Annotated in this window: 10 protein-coding genes and 1 other RNA gene; 8 read left to right on the forward strand and 3 right to left on the reverse strand. The window is 68.6% G+C overall.

Annotated elements, in window-relative coordinates; genetic code table 11:
- Positions 1-33 precede the first annotated feature (33 nt).
- The 5 genes from AzCIB_RS03690 to AzCIB_RS03710 all read left to right on the forward strand — a co-directional run bounded on the left by AzCIB_RS03690 (position 34) and on the right by AzCIB_RS03710 (position 8685).
- Positions 34-1248, forward strand: coding sequence for a nitrate/nitrite transporter (locus AzCIB_RS03690; protein ID WP_050414646.1), 1215 nt, complete (start codon positions 34-36; stop codon positions 1246-1248).
- Positions 1249-1296: 48 nt separating this feature from the next.
- Positions 1297-3060 carry a bifunctional protein-serine/threonine kinase/phosphatase gene (locus tag AzCIB_RS03695; protein WP_232299347.1) on the forward strand — a complete coding sequence of 588 codons (1764 nt, stop codon included), beginning with the start codon at positions 1297-1299 and terminating at the stop codon, positions 3058-3060.
- Positions 3061-3091: 31 nt separating this feature from the next.
- Positions 3092-5845, forward strand: a complete 2754-nt coding sequence (locus AzCIB_RS03700) for a nitrate reductase (RefSeq protein WP_050418199.1) — start codon at positions 3092-3094, stop codon at positions 5843-5845.
- A gap of 297 nt (positions 5846-6142) precedes the next feature.
- A complete protein-coding gene (locus tag AzCIB_RS03705) occupies positions 6143-7720 on the forward strand; it encodes an ArnT family glycosyltransferase (RefSeq protein WP_232299348.1) in 1578 nt (525 codons plus the stop codon).
- Positions 7721-7749: 29 nt separating this feature from the next.
- The gene (locus AzCIB_RS03710; protein WP_050418201.1) at positions 7750-8685 is read left to right on the forward strand and encodes an SdiA-regulated domain-containing protein; all 936 of its coding nucleotides are present in this window, start codon (positions 7750-7752) and stop codon (positions 8683-8685) included.
- A gap of 14 nt (positions 8686-8699) precedes the next feature.
- Here the strand turns inward: AzCIB_RS03710 and AzCIB_RS03715 are convergent, their stop codons facing one another.
- Genes AzCIB_RS03715 through AzCIB_RS03725 form a run of 3 tightly spaced genes read right to left on the reverse strand, consistent with a single transcriptional unit; the run spans position 8700 to position 11103 of the window.
- Entirely contained in the window at positions 8700-9260 is a 561-nt protein-coding gene (locus AzCIB_RS03715; protein ID WP_050414647.1) for a hypoxanthine-guanine phosphoribosyltransferase, read from the reverse strand.
- Positions 9261-9265: 5 nt separating this feature from the next.
- Positions 9266-9814 carry an adenine phosphoribosyltransferase gene (locus AzCIB_RS03720; RefSeq protein ID WP_050418202.1) on the reverse strand — a complete coding sequence of 183 codons (549 nt, stop codon included), beginning with the start codon at positions 9812-9814 and terminating at the stop codon, positions 9266-9268.
- Positions 9814-11103: an NCS2 family permease gene (locus tag AzCIB_RS03725; protein WP_050418203.1), complete on the reverse strand. Its 1290-nt coding sequence runs from the start codon at positions 11101-11103 to the stop codon at positions 9814-9816. Before AzCIB_RS03725 ends, AzCIB_RS03720 begins: the two co-directional genes overlap by 1 nt.
- Before the next feature lie 379 nt (positions 11104-11482).
- Here AzCIB_RS03725 and AzCIB_RS03730 point away from each other — a divergent pair, with 379 nt between their 5' ends.
- The 3 genes from AzCIB_RS03730 (at position 11483) to AzCIB_RS03735 (ending at position 15686) form a co-directional block, all read left to right on the forward strand.
- The gene (locus AzCIB_RS03730; protein WP_050414648.1) at positions 11483-13171 is read left to right on the forward strand and encodes an AMP-binding protein; all 1689 of its coding nucleotides are present in this window, start codon (positions 11483-11485) and stop codon (positions 13169-13171) included.
- Between the two features lie 64 nt (positions 13172-13235).
- Positions 13236-13334: signal recognition particle sRNA small type (ffs, locus tag AzCIB_RS23625), an RNA gene on the forward strand.
- Positions 13335-13472: 138 nt separating this feature from the next.
- Complete coding sequence (locus AzCIB_RS03735; protein ID WP_050414649.1) at positions 13473-15686, forward strand: patatin-like phospholipase family protein; 2214 nt, start codon at positions 13473-13475, stop codon at positions 15684-15686.
- The last annotated feature ends 20 nt before the right edge of the window (positions 15687-15706 follow it).

A 15706-nucleotide genomic window follows, 5' to 3' on the forward strand; every position in this document is an offset into this window, starting at 1 on the left:
TACGGTCGCCGCATTCGCATTCTGGAGTTGTAAATGGACAAGCAATCCTTCCTCAAGGCCGGACACCCCCCGACGCTGCTGGCCTCCTTCCTGTACTTCGACCTCGCCTTCATGGTGTGGGTCATCCTCGGGCCGCTGGGCGTGCAGATCGCCACGGACCTGGGGCTCGACCACGCGCAGAAGGGCCTGATGGTGGCGGTGCCGGTGCTCGCCGGCGCGATCCTGCGCATCTTCATGGGCGTGCTGGTCGACCACCTGAAGCCCAAGATGGCTGGTGCCATCGGCCAGGTCATCGTGATCTGCGCGCTCTTCGTTGCGTGGCAGTTCGGCATCCACAGCTACGAGCAGACGCTGCTCCTGGGCGTGTTCCTCGGCTTCGCCGGGGCCGCCTTCGCGGTCGCTCTGCCGCTGGCGTCGCGCTGGTATCCGCCGGAGCACCAAGGCACCGCGCTGGGCATCGCCGGCGCCGGCAACTCGGGCACCGCGCTTGCCGCGCTGTTCGCACCGGGGCTGGCGGCGGCCTTCGGCTGGACCAACGTGTTCGGCCTCGCACTGATCCCGCTCGCGCTGGTGTTCGTGTTCTACCTGGTCGTCGCCAAGGATGCGCCCGAGTGCCCGCCGGCCAAGCCGCTCGCCGAGTACTTCAAGGTGCTGAAGGACAAGGACGCGTGGTGGTTCATGTTCTTCTACTCGGTGACCTTCGGCGGCTTCGTCGGGCTGGCGTCCTCGCTGACGATCTACTTCAATACCCAGTATGGGCTCGACGCGAAGATGGCCGGTTACTTCACCGCGGCCTGCGTGTTCGCCGGCTCGCTGGTACGCCCGATCGGCGGTCGCGTCGCCGACCGCGTCGGCGGCATCAAGAGCCTGTCGGTGATGTATGTGTTCGCGGCAATCTTCCTCGCGATCGTCGGTATCGGACTGCCGGAGGCGTGGATGGCGCTGGCCGTGTTCGTGCTGGCGATGCTCGCGCTGGGCATGGGCAACGGCGCGGTGTTCCAGCTCGTGCCGCAGCGCTTCCGCAAGGAGATCGGCGTGATGACGGGCCTCGTGGGCATGGCGGGTGGCGTCGGCGGCTTCTACCTCGCGTCCTCGCTCGGCTACGCGAAGCAGGTCACCGGCAGCTATCAGCTGGGCTTCATGATCTTTGCCGGGTTGGCACTCGCTGCGCTGGTCGGGCTCACGTCGGTGAAGACCCGCTGGCGCACGACCTGGGGCGCGGCGCACCTGACTTCGGCGCGCATCTGAGGCGCGCATCTGAGGCGTAAATTCGAGGCCCGAACGGAGAGCCCCAGCATGAACAAGGCCACTACCCTGGATGTTCCGTCCGCGACGCCGCTGCCGGCGCCCGCGGGCGCGCGCCGGCCGGGCAAGGCCGTGCCGCTCTCCGTCCGCCTCGGTCACGCCACCCAACAAGGCCTGCGTCCGCGCAACGAGGACTTCGTCGGCGCAGCGACGCCCGAGGGCGCGGAACTCGAAGCCAAGGGCCTGATGCTCGCCGTCGCCGACGGGGTCGGCGGCCACGCCAACGGGCGCGAGGCGGCCGAATACACCGTGCGCGGGCTGCTCGCGGACTACTACGCGACGCCCGACACCTGGAGCGTCGAGAAATCGATCGATACCGTGGTCGGCGCGATCAACCGCTGGCTGCTCGCGCAGTCGGCCAAGTCGCGCGATTACGCGGGCATGGCGACGACGCTCACCGCGGTGGTGCTGCGCGGGCGGCGCTACTACGTCGCGCATGTCGGCGACTCACGCGCCTACCTGTGGCACGACGGCGTGTTGCGCCGCCTGACCGAAGACCACACCTGGGAACACCCCGAACTCGACAACGTGCTGCGTCGCGCCGTGGGGCTCGATGCGCAGCTGCTGGTGGATTTCGACGACGGCGAGCTGGCGGTCGGCGACCGCTTCCTGCTCGTGAGCGACGGCGTGTGGAACACGCTGGGCGACGATGGCATGGGCGAGCTGCTGGCGCGCGGGGACGACCCGCAGGGGGCCGCCGACGCGCTCGTGCTGGAAGCGCTGCGTCGTGGCGCGACCGACAACTGCACGGCGCTGGTGGCCCACGTCGACGCGGTGCCCGCCGACAACCTGCGCGACCGCCTCGCGAGCGGGCGCCGCCTGCCGCTGCCGCCGCGGCTGAAGGTCGGCGAGACGCTCGACGGCCTGCGTGTCGAGGAGCTGTTGCACGAGTCGCGTGTGACCTTGCTGTACCGCGTCACGCGCGTGGCGGACGGTGCCGCGCTGGTGCTCAAGACGCTGCGCCTGGAGGAGGGCGACGAGGAGGCGATGGCGGCGCTGGTGCGCGAGGAGTGGCTCGCGCGCCGGGTGCCGGGCCACGGTTTTCCGCGCGTGTGCGAGCATCCGCAGCGCGATCATCTGTATTACCTGATGAGCTGGCACGAGGGCGAGACGCTGAAGGCGAGCCTCGCGCGCGGCCACCGCTACGCGGCGCACGAACTGGTCGCGATCGGCAGCGCGTTGCTGCGTGCGGTCGCGGCGCTGCACCGGCTGGGCATCGTGCATCGCGACATCAAGCCCGACAACGTGCACGTCGATCGCAAGGGCGAGCTGCGCCTGCTCGACCTCGGTGTCGCCGCCTCTGACGGCGAGGATCTGCGCGAGATCAACAACCCCGGCACGCCGTCCTACATGGCGCCGGAACTCTTCGCCGGACAGCAGGCGAACGAATCCTCGGATCTCTACGCCTGCGGCGTCACGCTGTACGAGTTGCTGACGCACAAATACCCCTATGGCGAGGTCGAACCCTTCCAGCGGCCGCGTTTCGGCGAGACCGTACATCCGACGCGCTACCGGCCCGATACGCCGGAATGGCTCGAAACCGTCTTGCTGAAGGCGTGTGCGCGTGAGCCGAAGGAGCGGTTCGAGACCGCCGAGGAATTCCTGCTGGCGTTGGAGCGCGGTGCGCATCGCCCGCTCGCGACCCATCGGCGCGCGCCGCTGGCCGAACGCAACCCGGCCTTCGCGCTGAAGCTGCTCGCGGGTGCGTCGTTGCTGCTGAACCTGATCCTGCTATTCCTGCTGAGCCGGCACTGAGAACGAAACCATGACGACCCCGGAGATCAAGATGGAAACGAAGGCCACCTGTCCGTATTGTGGCGTCGGCTGCGGCGTCCTCATCGAACACGACGGCGCGCGCATCACCGGCGTGCGTGGCGACCCCGAGCATCCGGCGAACTTCGGCCGCCTGTGCACGAAGGGCGCGACGCTGCATTTCACCGCGCGGCACGAAACCCGTCTGCTTTATCCCGAACTGCGCGGCACTAAGGGCGAGGCGCGTCGCCGCGTAGGCTGGGACGAGGCGCTCGGCACCGCGGCGCAGCGCTTCGCCGACGTGATCAAGGAGCACGGCCCGGATGCGGTCGCGTTCTATATCTCCGGCCAGCTGCTGACCGAGGACTACTACGTCTTCAACAAGCTGATGAAGGGCCTGATCGGCTCGAATAACGTCGATACGAACTCGCGCCTGTGCATGTCGAGCGCGGTCGCGGCCTACAAACAGACGCTCGGTGCCGACGCGCCGCCCTGTTCCTACGAGGATTTCGCGGAAACGGACTGTCTGCTGATCGCCGGCGGCAACCCGTCCTACGCACACCCGATCGCGTTTCGCCGCATCGAGGACGCGAAGGCCGCGCGCCCCGAGATGAAGATCATCGTCGTCGATCCGCGCCGCACCGACACTGCGGCGACCGCCGACCTGCACCTGCCTATCCTGCCGGGCACCGACATCTGGCTGTTCAACGCGATGCTCAACGTGCTGCTGTGGGAAGGGCTCATCGACAACGCCTTCGTGCGCGAGCATACCGAAGGCTTCGACGCGCTGCGCGAGCATGTGCGCGAGATCACGCCGGCGGTCGCGGCGGAGGTATGTGGTGTGAAGGCGGACGACATCCGCACCGCCGCCCGCTGGTGGGGCGAGTCGCCGCGCGCGATGTCGCTGTGGTGCCAGGGCCTCAACCAGTCCACGCACGGCACGCACAACGGCGCGGCGCTGATTGCGCTCTCGCTCGCCACCGGCAAGATCGGCAAACCCGGTTGCGGGCCGTTCTCGATGACCGGCCAACCCAACGCGATGGGTGGGCGCGAGGTCGGCGGGCTCGCGAACCTGCTGTCGGCGCACCGCGACCTCGCGAACCCCGCACACCGCGCCGAAGTCGCGCGCCTGTGGGGCGTCGAGAGTGTGCCGGAGAAGCCCGGCCTCACCGCGGTCGAATTGTTCGACGCGATGCACGAGGGGCGCATCAAGGCGGTGTGGGTTGCGTGTACCAACCCGGCACAGTCACTGCCCGAGCTCGAACGTGTGCGCGAGGCGCTGGCGCGCTGCGAGTTCGTCGTGCTGCAGGAAGCCTACGGCAACACCGAGACCGCCCCCTTCGCCGACCTGCTGCTGCCGGCCGCGACCTGGGGTGAGAAGGAAGGCACGGTGACCAACTCCGAGCGCCGCATTACCCACGTGAATCGCGCGATTTCTGCGCCGGGCGAGACGCGCGCCGACTGGGCGATCGTGTGTGACTTCGCGCGCAAGCTGGGCCCGCTGATTGGCAAGCCCGAGGCCGAGCGCCTGTTCGGCTATGCCGGGCCGGAGGCGATCTTCGTCGAACACGCCGAAAGCACGCGTGGCCGCGACCTGGACATCACCGGCCTGTCGTATGCGTTGCTCGACACCCAAGGCCCGCAGCAGTGGCCCTTCCCCGCAGGCGCGACGGAAGGCCGCGCGCGGCTCTATGCCGATGGCCGCTTCCCGACCGCCGACGGCCGTGCGCGCTTCGTCGTGCCGACGGCGAAGCTCACCGCCGAACGTGCCGACGCGCGCTATCCGCTGCGCCTCACCACGGGGCGGCTGCGCGACCAGTGGCACGGCATGAGCCGCACCGGCAAGGTCGCGCGCCTGTACAACCACGTCGACGAGGCGCGCATCGAGCTCAACGCCGACGACATGCACCTGCGCGGCATTCAGGACGGCGAGCTGGTGCGCGTGAGGAGCCGCCGCGGCGAGATCGTGCTGCGCGCCGCCGCGTCCGGCGAGATCCGCTCCGGTCAGGCCTTCATCGCGATGCACTGGGGCGCCAACGCGCTGAATTCGGCAGGCGTCAACGTGCTGACGCTGCGCGAGTTCGACCCGTACTCGAAGCAACCGGAACTCAAGCACGCCACCGTGCAGATCGAGAAGGCCGATCTGCCCTACCAAGCGCTGATCATGCGTGGCGAGGGTGACACAAAGCGGGGCGAGCCCACCGAGGGCCAGGGTGACAGTGGCGATCCCGCGGGCATCACGCTCGAACGTGCCGCGCTGCTCGCGCCCTGGCTCGAACGCTTCGCCTACGCGTCGCTCGCGCTCGCCGGTCGCGACCATCCGGCGGTGGTGCTGCGCATCGCCCACGACCAGCCGATCCCCTCGGCGTGGCTAGCCGAGCTGGATGCGCTGCTGGGCCTCGACGACGACCACTGCCTGACGTACAGCGACGCGCGCCGCGGCATCACCAAGCGCGCGCGCATCGAGGACGGCCTGCTGGTCGGCCTGCGGCTGACCGGAGAGACCGCCGCCGCCGGCTGGCTGCGCGACGTGCTGGTCGAGCGCCAGCCGACCGCGGAGCTGCGGCGCTGGATCCTCGCGCCGCTCGCGAGCCCGCCGGCCGCCGCGAAGAGCCGCGGACGCATCGTGTGCAACTGTCTCAACGTGTCGGAGAGCGACATCGCCGCGGCGATCGGTGGAGGCGCGGGCTTCGACGGCCTGCAGGCGAAGCTCAAGTGCGGCACCAGCTGCGGCTCCTGCGTCCCGGAGATCAAGCGCATGGTCGCCGCCGGGCGCAGCGCCGCCTGAGCGGGGCGCCTTGTTCCCGGTCCGACGATGCGAGGTGTCCCGCTTCGTCGGACCGGCGCTATAAAGGGCGCAGCCCCGGCCCCTGCATCCTGCCCCCCCGCGGCGCGGATGCCCGCATGACGCGGATTTCACGATTTCTTGATATCCCGCTCGCTAGAGTCACGCTTTGCCTGTGGTCGGACCGGTGCCGTCCCGAGGCGACCCCGATGTTCATGGTCGATCGACACGCAGGGTCCGCAGGTCTGCTCCTGCATGACCCCATGCACATCGACGACCGCGACCGAGTTCGAGTGAGGCATGCGCGACGACACCAGTGTTTCGGTCCTACGGCCGCCCTTTATCCGGTTGCGCCGGGACTTCGCCTTCGATCATCCGCGCTTCGAGTTCATCGCGCTCATGCTGCTGGCGCTGCTGCTCATTGGCGCCGGCATCGGCCTGCGCGAACCGTCCAACGTCGATGAGGAGCGCTTCCTCGGCGTCGCACTGGAGATGCTGCAGAACGGCTCGTGGATCATTCCGCACCGGGCCGGGCAGATCTACCCGGACAAGCCGCCGCTCTTCATGTGGGTCGTCGCGTTCCTCGTCCGCGTCACCGGCTCGCCGCGAGTCGCCCTGTTCCTGCCGGCCCTGATCGCCGGTGCGGTGGCCACCGGCTGCCTGTACGACCTCGGACGGCGCCTGTGGAACCGTCGCACCGGCGTCATCGCCGCGCTGCTCTTCCTCGCCTGCTTCCAGACCTACAACGTGCTGCGCGCGGGCCAGCTCGACGGGCTGCTGTGCCTGTGGATCGCGCTCGGCATGTACGGCCTCGTGCGCCACCTGATGGCCGGGCCGGCCTGGGGCTGGTTCTACGTCGCCTGCGCCGCGATGGGCTTCGGCGTCATCACCAAGGTCATCGGCTTCCTGCCGCTGTTCATGCTGCTGCCCTATGCGTGGGCCGTGCGCAAGGACTGGCACGGCGTGAGTCCCGTGCCGCGCGAACCGTGGCGCTGGGCGCTGGGCCTGGCCGCGATGCTCGCGGCGGTCGCCGTGTGGGCGGTGCCGCTCGCGGCCACGGTGCTGCTGCAGGGCGATGCGGAAAGCCTCGCCTACGTGCGCGACGTGACGCTGCGGCAGACCGCGGAGCGCTACACGAATGCGTGGATGCATCGCGAGCCGGCGTGGTATTTCGTCGCGAACGTGATCCCGGAAGTCTGGCTGCCGCTCGTCCTCGCGCTGCCGTGGCTGGTGCCGGCGTGGCGGCGGCAGCTCGCCCGGCGCGACGGCCGCGTGCTCGTGCTGCTCGGCTGGGCGCTGCTGATCGTGTTGTTCTTCTCCCTGAGCACCGGCAAGCGCAAGCTGTACATCTTCCCCGCCCTGTTCGGCATGGTGCTGACGGTCGCGCCGCTCGTGCCGTGGCTGCTGCGACGCTGGTTCGGTGGCCGTCCGCGCGCGCTGCGCATTTTCCGCTGGATCGCCGCGAGCTGGTTCGTCGCGTGGTTCGTCGCCGGCTTCGTCGAGCCGCTCAAGGAAGGTCCGAACCCGCACCAGGAGGTGATGCGGACGGCGGCGGAGCTGACCGGCGGCGGGGACCTCCTCCTCATCGAGTGGCGCGAGGGACACTGGCTCTTCGCGCGCCAGCCCATCGTGCATTTCGGCTTCCAGTCGGGGGCTGGCATCGACGAGGCCGCCCGCTGGCTGAGTACCCACCCGGACGCCCATGCGCTGGTGCCGGCGCGCGAACTCGCACGCTGCTTCGCTCCGGACAAGGCACGCAGGGTCGGCGGCACCTCGCGCGCGGAGTGGTACGTCGTCGGTGCCGACGCAGACAACGGTCAGTGCCGCAGCGACGTCGACCTGCGCGAATTCCGCTTCGAATGGCAGTCGCCGCTCTGAATCAGAACAACAAGGACCAGGAGACCAGGATGCCCGGAACCGCCCGTGCTGCACGTTACACCCGCAGGCGCCTGTATGGCCTCGCGCTGATCACGGCGCTTGCGGTCGTAGGCGTTGCGAACCACAAGCTGCACTGGGGACAGAAGATCAGCTCGCATGCCGCGGTCGGGCAGCACGCGGCCACTCCGGCGATCTCGCTGCAGGACTACGAAGTCGTCATCGACGCGAAACCGATCCCCGGTGCGAAAGAGCTGTCCGGTATCACCTACGACTTCGATCGCGACCGCCTGCTCGCGATCGGCAACGACGGACCGGCCGAGGTCGTCGCGCTGAGCCGCAATGGCGAAGTGCTCGACCGCTACCGCCTGGAAGGCTTCGACGATCCCGAAGGCATCGCCTACATGGGCAACGGGCGCGTCGCGATCACCAACGAAACCCTGCAGCGCCTCGACTTCGTCGACATCCCGGCACAATCGGGGGCGATAGCCGCGAAAGGATCGCCCTTCCTCACCCTCGGCCTGAACATGCATCGTGGCAACAAGGGCTTCGAGGGGCTCGCCTACGACGCGGCCGGCGACCGCGTCTTCATTACCAAGGAGCGCGACCCCCGCCAGCTCTTCGAGGTGGACGGCGTCGCCGCCTCGCTCGGAGGCCCGCTGCAACTGGCCCTGCAAGATCACACCGACTGGATCGACCGGGACGTGTCGACAGGTGACCTCGCCGACGTCTGCTTCGACCCGAAGACGGGGCACCTCGTGCTGCTGAGCGAGGAGTCGAAGGAGCTCGTCGAGCTCGACGCCGACGGCCGCTTCGTCAGCTCGCGGCCGCTTGCGGGCAGGCGCTCGGGTCTCGCGCACGACGCGCCCTCGCCCGAAGGCGTCGCGATGGACACGGCCGGCAACATCTACATCGTCAGCGAGCCCAACCTGTTCTACATGTTGCGGAAGAAGTCCCGGGGCGCGTAGGCCCCGGGCACCCCTCAGGCGCCCTTCAGCGCATAGATCCCGGCCGCGTTGCGCCAGTAGCCCTTGTAGTCCATGCCGCAGCCGAAGAGGAAGCGGTCGGCGATGTCCAGGCCGTAAAAATCCGGCTTCATCCCCGGCCTTGCCTTGCGCTCGTGCTGCTTGTCGACGAGCACTGCGGTGAGCACCTCGGCCGCGCCCTCCTCGCAGCAGTGCGCGACGATCGCATCCAGCGTGTGGCCCTCGTCGAGGATGTCGTCGATGACCAGCACCGTGCGGCCCTTCAGGTCCTGCGTCGGGCGCACGCGCCAGTCGAGCATCGTCCGCCCGTTCAGCGCGTGGCCGTAGCGCGTCGCATGCAGATAGGCGACCTCCAGCGGGAAGTTGAGCCGCGACAGCAGGCGCCCGGCGATCACCAGTCCGCCGTTCATCACGCAGTAGCACACCGGGTTGCTGTCGGTGAGCCGTGCGGTGATCGCGGCGGCCATGCGATCGAGCGCGGCGCTAACTTCGGCGGGCGAAGCCAGGCAATCCGCCTCGGCCATCGCCTGTTTGATTTCGTTGAGATCGACGCTCATGAGTTTCAGTGTCCGGAAAAATCGCAAACGGTAAAGATTTCGAGCCCGGCCTCGCGCAGCAGCTTCGAGCCACCGAGTTCGGGCAGATCGACGATCGCCGCGGCCTCGACGACCTCGGCTCCGAGGCGCGCGAGCAGGCGCGAGGCCGCCATCATCGTGCCGCCGGTCGCGATCAGGTCGTCGATCAGCAGCACGCGGTCGCCCTTGCGCGCGGCGTCCGTGTGCATCTCGACGGTGGCGTTGCCGTATTCGAGCTCGTAGTCCTCGGCGATCGTCGTGAAGGGCAGCTTCCCTTTCTTGCGCACGGGCACGAAGCCCACGTTGAGCTGGTGCGCGACCACGCTGCCGAGGATGAAGCCGCGCGCATCGATCCCCGCAACGACATCGATCGCGCGGTCCATATAGCGCAGCACGAACACATCGACCAGCAATCGGAAGGCCTTCGGGTCCTGCAGCAAGGGCGTGATGTCGCGGAACATCACCCCCGGCTGCGGCCAGTCCGGCACGGTGCGGATCGCGTTCTTCAGGAAGGTGGTGTCGAGCTGTAGGGTCATCACAGGAAGGCGAACTTGAGGACGAACACGATGGCGATGCCGACCACCATCGGCGAAAGATCCCGGCTGCGGCCCGCGAGGACCTTGAGTGCAGCATAGGACACGAAACCGAAGGCGATGCCGTGCGCGATCGAGAACGTGAAGGGCATCGTGATCGCGGTGACCACGGCGGGCGTCGCCTCGGTGAGGTCGTCCCAGTCGATCTCGGCCAGACCGCGGATCATCAGCACCGCGACGTAGCACAGCGCCGGCGCGGTCGCGAAGGCCGGCACGGTGCCGGCGAGCGGCGCGAGCACCAGCGCGGCAAGGAACAGCACCGCGACGGTGACGGCCGTGAGCCCCGTGCGTCCGCCGACCGAAGTGCCCGCCGCCGACTCGATGTAGGCCGTCGTCGACGAGGTGCCCAGCGCAGCGCCGGCCACGATCGCCGTCGAGTCCGCGAGCAGCGCGTTCCTCAGGCGCGGCAGCTTGCCGTCGGCGTCGAGCAGCCCCGCGCGGTGGGCGACGCCGATCAGCGTGCCCGAGGCGTCGAACAACTCAACGAGGAAGAAGGTCAGGATCACCGTCAGCAGACCCGCGTTGAGCGCCCCGGCGATGTCCATCTGCAGGAAGGTCGGCGCGATCGACGGCGGCGCCGCGACGATGCCGTTGAACGGCGTGAGGCCCAGCGCGATCGCGATCACCGTGATCGCGAGGATGCCGATGATGATGCCGCCGTGGATGCGCCGCTGCTCCAGCGCGACGATCAGGACGAAGCCCAGCACCGCCAGCAGCGGCCCCGGCTGATGCAGGTCGCCCAGCGTCAGCAGCGTGGCCGGATGGCCGGCGATGATGCCCGCGTTCTTGAGGCCGATGATCGCGAGGAACAGTCCGACGCCCGCCGAGATCGCGAACTTCATCGAGCGCGGAATCGAATTCACGATCGCCTCGCGCAGCCGGAACAGGCTCACGATGACGAACAGACACCCGGAGATGAACACTGCGCCGAGCGCCGCCTGCCACGTGAAGCCCATGCCCTTGACGACCGCGAACGCGAAGTAGGCGTTGAGCCCCATGCCCGGCGCCAGCGCGATCGGATAGTTCGCATACAGGCCCATGATCGCCGAGCCCAGCGCGGCGGCGATGCAGGTCGCGACGAAGACCGATTCCCTGGGCATTCCCGCCGCGGCCAGGATCTCCGGATTCACGAAGATGATGTAGGCCATCGTGAGGAAGGTCGTCAGGCCGGCCAGCAACTCCGTCCTGACGTCGGTGCCATGCGCGGAGAGCTGGAAGAAGCGTTCCAACATCTTGTTCCCCAAGCGAAAAAGCGGCGCAGTCTACCCTTCGCCTCCACCCCGGACAATTGTTGTTACACACAATGCCGGGACGCGATCAGCCCTTGTCGGCGCCCGCTCGTACGGGCCGTCGGGCAGCGGTGCTGCAGGCAGGCTGTTCGGCCGGTTCGAGGAGTGATGGCCAATTTGGGCAGTGCCGCAGTGCAGCATGGTTGCGTGACGTTGACGTCAACGTCAAAATACCGCCCGGCGTCCGACAGGGCGTCGAAACTCAATCAAAGTCGCCTGCGGCACAATACCCCGGCTGCACCGTCGGGGCCTGCTGCAAGCGGGCGTACATCGGGCGTGGCGGAGGTACATCCACCGCGCCGCTTCTGGGAAAGGAGAGGAAATGACTGCAGTTGCCGAGTTTCTGAAAGCACGCGACTTCCTGCTGGCCAACCGCACCGACTACGCCACCGCGTACGCCGGCTTCCAGTGGCCGCAGCTCACCGAATTCAACTGGGCGCTCGACTACTTCGACACGATGGCCAAGGGCAACGAGAAGCCCGCGCTGTGGATCGTCGAGGAAGACGGCCGCGAAGCGAAGCTCTCCTTCGCCGAGATGTCGGCGCGCTCGAACCGCGTCGCCAACTGGCTGCGCGAGCAGGGCGTCGCCCGCGGCGACCGCATCCTGATCATGCTCGGCAACGAAGTGCCGCTGTGGGAAACCATGCTTGCCGCGATCAAGCTCGGCGCCGTCGTCATCCCCGCGACCACGCTGCTGACCCCGGACGACCTGCTCGATCGCCTCGAGCGCGGCCAGGTCAAGCACGTCGTCATCGGCAAGGCCCACACCGACAAGTTCGTCGACCTCGCCGGCGCCTACACGCGCGTCAGCGTCGGCGGCGCGACCGCCGGCTGGCTGTCCTTCGAGGACGCCTACGCCGCATCGCCCGAGTTCACCCCGTCGGGCGTCACCCTGGTCACCGACCCGCTGCTGCTGTACTTCACCTCCGGCACCACCTCCAAGCCCAAGCTCGTCCAGCACAGCCACCAGTCCTACCCGGTCGGCCACCTGTCGACGATGTACTGGATCGGCCTGCAGCCCAACGACCGCCACATGAACATCAGCTCGCCGGGCTGGGCCAAGCACGCCTGGAGCTGTTTCTTCGCGCCGTGGAACGCCGGTGCCTGCGTGTTCCTGTACAACTACAACCGCTTCAACGCCAAGGCGCTGCTCGATGTGCTGGTGAAGTTCGAGATCACCACGATGTGCGCGCCCCCGACCGTGTGGCGCATGCTGATCCAGCAGGATCTCGCCTCGGTGAAGACCCAGCTGCGCGAACTCATCGGCGCCGGCGAGCCGCTCAACCCCGAAGTCATCGACCAGGTGAAGAAGGCCTGGGGCATCACGATCCGCGACGGTTTCGGCCAGACCGAAACCACCGCGCAGATCGGCAACACGCCCGGCCAGAAGCTCAAGCCTGGCTCGATGGGGCGCCCGCTGCCCGGCTACACCATCGCGCTGCTCGACGCCGACAGCAAGCCCACCGATGAAGGCGAGATCAGCCTGGTGCTCGCCAAACGCCCGATGGGCCTGATGCTCGGCTACGCCGGCGACGAAGCCAAGACCGCCGAAGCCATGCGTGACGGCCACTACCGCACCGGCGACGTCGCGAACATCGACGAGGAAGGCTACATCACCTACGTCGGCCGCGCCGACGACGTGTTCAAGGCGTCCGACTACCGCATCAGCCCGTTCGAGCTCGAATCGGTGCTGATCGAGCATCCCGCGGTCGCCGAAGCCGCCGTCGTCCCGAGTCCCGATCCGGTGCGTCTGGCCGTGCCCAAGGCCTATGTGATCCTCGCCGCCGGCTTCGAGCCGTCGAAGGAACTCGCGAAGGACATCTTCGCCTTCACGCGCGACAAGCTCGCCCCGTACAAGCGCATCCGCCGCCTCGAATTCTCGGACCTGCCGAAGACCATCTCCGGCAAGATCCGCCGCGTCGAGCTGCGCAAGAGCGAGGAGGGCAAGGACGGCTCCGTGCGCGGCGCGCTGGAGTTCTTCGAGGAAGACTTCCCCGAGCTCAAGGGCTGATCTAACGCGCATTGCACCGTGGGGAAGGTGCAGTAGCAGCAATAGCTGCTACAATGCGCCCCGTGGCGGGTCTCCCCGCATTGCAGCGCGGTGAACCTGGTCAGGGCCGGAAGGCAGCAGCCACAGCCGTCCCCTGCAAGTGCCGGGGGTCGGGCTCGCCACCCTGATTCGCGAACGGGCGCTCCGGAAACGGGGCGCCCGTTTCATTTTGTGCCTCCTTGCGCGACTTCCGTTACGCACGTCCCGCGCTCTTGCGCTATCTTCGGTTCGTCCCCTCACTGAGCACTTACCGAGCACGCGCTTGAACCTGCGTCCCTTCGTCCTTTCCCTGCTGTGCCTGGCCGGCCTCGCCGCCGTGCCCGTGGGCGCCGAAACATCCGGGCCGCCGCCACAGGGCGTCGCCCTCGTGCTGTCGGGCGGCGGCGCGCGCGGCATCGCCCACGTCGGCGTGCTGAAGGTGCTCGAGGACATGCGCATCCCCGTCGACTGCATCGTCGGCACCTCGATGGGCGCAATCGTCGGCGGCGCCTACGCGGCGGGGATGGAGCTGGGCGACATGGTGCGCGAGATCCACGCCGTCGACTGGGTGAACATGTTCTCCAGCAGCGTGCCGCGCGAGGACCAGCCCTTCCGCGACAAGCAGGACGCCGCGCGCAACCGTTCCGCGATCACGCTGGGCTACGGTGACGGCGCGCTGCTGCTGCCGCAGAGTGCGATCTCGGGCCAGGCGATGGACCGCTTCCTCACGCGGCTCGCCGGCGACGCCGAAGTGCTCGACACCTTCGACAGCCTCGCGCTGCCGTACCGCGCCGTCGCCACCGACCTCGAGACCGGCGAACTCGTGCTGCTCGACAAGGGCCCGCTGTGGCGCGCGATGCGCGCGAGCATGGCCGTGCCCGGCGTGTTCCTGCCGATCGAGAATGACCAGCGCCTGCTCGTCGACGGCGGCCTCGTCATGAACCTCCCGGTCGACATCGGCCGCGAGCTGTGCGGCGGGCGCGTCATCGCGGTGAACCTCGGCACGCCGCCGCATGCGCGCGAGCGCCTGCGTTCCGCGACCGACATCGCGCTGCAGGCGATCAACCTCGCCCTCGAACAGAACGTGCGCCAGCAGCTCGCGCGCCTGGGCCCGGACGACGCCCTGATCCAGGTCGAGTTGCCCGGCATCACCTCGCGCGACTTCGAACGCGTGCTCGAGACCATTCCCTACGGCACCGAGGCCGCGCTGCGCCAGTCCGCCTCGCTCGCGCGCTTCAGCGTCGACGAGGACAGCTACGCGAAGTGGCAGACGCTGCGCCAGTTCCGCTGGCACAAGCGCGCCCCCGTCGTCGCCGACATCAAGGTCGAAGGCCTCAAGTTCGTGCCCGAACGCCTCTTCGGCGCCACGCTCACGCAGAAGACCGGCGAAGCGCTCGACCCCCAGAAGCTCGAGCGGGACATCGCCCGCATCTACGAGCGCGGCGACTTCGACCGCCTGCGCTACAGCGTATTGCACGACGGGCCGCGCGCCACGGTGCAGCTCGATGCCGACGAAAAGGCGTCGGGGCCCAACCTGCTGCGCTTCGGCGGTGGCCTCGCGGCCGACTTCGAAGGCGGCTCCCAGGTCGGCCTCTACGCCGGCTTCTCGCGCCGCTGGCTCAACACCCGCGGCGGGCGCTGGGACACCGACCTGCAGCTCGGCACGACGAACCGCATCCGCAGCGAGCTGTTCCAGCCGCTCGACCTCGACAGCGGCTGGTTCGTCGCGCCGTCCGTCGAGCTCTTCAACCGCGTGCTGCCGGTCTTCGTCGATGGGCGCAAGCTGTCAGAGAACAAGGAGAAGGGCGGTCTGATCGGCCTCGATGCCGGCTACGAAGTCGGCATGTGGGGCGAACTGCGTGCCGGCTGGCGGCGCGGGCGACGTAGTTCGGAAGTCACCGCCGGTCCGGAGCTCTACCCCGAACGCCTCATCGAGGACGGCTGGGTGCATGGCACCGCCACCATCGACCGCCTCGACAGTCCCTTCTTCCCGCGCCGCGGCTACGCCGCCCGGCTGCGCGCGGAGCTGCACTCGCCGACCTTCGGCGCCGACCAGCGCTACTTCTTCACCGAGCTCGACGGCGACGCCGCGACCTCCTTCGGCCCCAACGTGTGGCGCATGCGCGCGCTGCTCGCCGGTAGCCCCGACCGCGACCTGCCCGAAGTCGGCCGCACCCTGCTGGGCGGCCCCTTCCGCCTGTCCGGCTACCGCTACGGCGAACTCGCCGCCGACCAGGTGGCGCTCGTGAGCGCCGCCTACTACCGCCAGATCACGCGCCTGCCCGACACGCTCGGCCGCGGCGTGTACGCCGGCGCGACCGCCGAATGGGCCGAACTGCGCAACTACGGCACCTCGCTCACGCCCGATCCCGGCCGGCATCGCGCCTACTCGCTCTTCCTCGGCGCCGATACCGCCATCGGTCCGATCTACGTCGGCGCGAGCTACTCGCCCGAAGTCGGCGACGTGCGCTACTACCTGCAGCTCGGGCAGCCCTGACGTCGAAGCACGTTCAGCGA

It is taken from the genome of Azoarcus sp. CIB (assembly GCF_001190925.1).
In the GTDB taxonomy this organism is placed as follows: Bacteria; Pseudomonadota; Gammaproteobacteria; order Burkholderiales; family Rhodocyclaceae; genus Aromatoleum.

Bases quoted from the DNA above. Each gene is read 5' to 3' on its own strand.
- AzCIB_RS03705 (WP_232299348.1), top strand. From the start codon at position 6,143: ATGCGCGACGACACCAGTGTTTCGGTCCTACGGCCGCCCTTTATCCGG.
- AzCIB_RS03700 (WP_050418199.1), top strand. From the start codon at position 3,092: ATGGAAACGAAGGCCACCTGTCCGTATTGTGGCGTCGGCTGCGGCGTC.
- AzCIB_RS03715 (WP_050414647.1), bottom strand. From the start codon at position 9,260: ATGAGCGTCGATCTCAACGAAATCAAACAGGCGATGGCCGAGGCGGAT.
- AzCIB_RS03725 (WP_050418203.1), bottom strand. From the start codon at position 11,103: ATGTTGGAACGCTTCTTCCAGCTCTCCGCGCATGGCACCGACGTCAGG.
- AzCIB_RS03695 (WP_232299347.1), top strand. From the start codon at position 1,297: ATGAACAAGGCCACTACCCTGGATGTTCCGTCCGCGACGCCGCTGCCG.
- AzCIB_RS03690 (WP_050414646.1), top strand. From the start codon at position 34: ATGGACAAGCAATCCTTCCTCAAGGCCGGACACCCCCCGACGCTGCTG.
- AzCIB_RS03710 (WP_050418201.1), top strand. From the start codon at position 7,750: ATGCCCGGAACCGCCCGTGCTGCACGTTACACCCGCAGGCGCCTGTAT.
- AzCIB_RS03720 (WP_050418202.1), bottom strand. From the start codon at position 9,814: ATGACCCTACAGCTCGACACCACCTTCCTGAAGAACGCGATCCGCACC.
- AzCIB_RS03730 (WP_050414648.1), top strand. From the start codon at position 11,483: ATGACTGCAGTTGCCGAGTTTCTGAAAGCACGCGACTTCCTGCTGGCC.